Here is a 287-nt window from a genome sequence, read left to right as displayed (position 1 = left end):
TCCTGTTTAGCCTCTGGACCGTAGCTGGACATATGCTCGGCGGAGTAATTCAGCCCGCCAATAAAGGCTATACGCGCGTCGATCACCACAATTTTGCGATGCATCCGGCGAAACACATTGGTGCGCATACCAAAAAGGCGAGGGCGGGGATCGTAGTAGCGGAACACTACGCCAGCTGCCGTCAGTTCATTGACAAACTCATCGCTGAGATCCGGCGAACCGTAGCCATCCAGCAAGACTTCCGCTTTAACCCCGCGTTGCGCTGCTGCCAGTAGTGCCGCATGCAG

The 287-nt window shown here is 56.1% G+C and carries 1 protein-coding gene; it reads right to left on the bottom strand.

What is annotated here, in order from left to right; genetic code table 11:
- A partial coding sequence (locus tag JYB62_RS19660; protein WP_243431655.1) for a phospholipase D-like domain-containing protein occupies positions 1 to 287 on the bottom strand: 287 nt, incomplete at both ends.

The sequence above is a fragment of the Algoriphagus lutimaris genome (assembly GCF_017051705.1).
GTDB lineage: Bacteria > Bacteroidota > Bacteroidia > Cytophagales > Cyclobacteriaceae > Algoriphagus > Algoriphagus lutimaris.
Note: the sequence above shows the minus strand (reverse complement) of the source record. Positions and strands in the feature narration are given on the sequence as shown.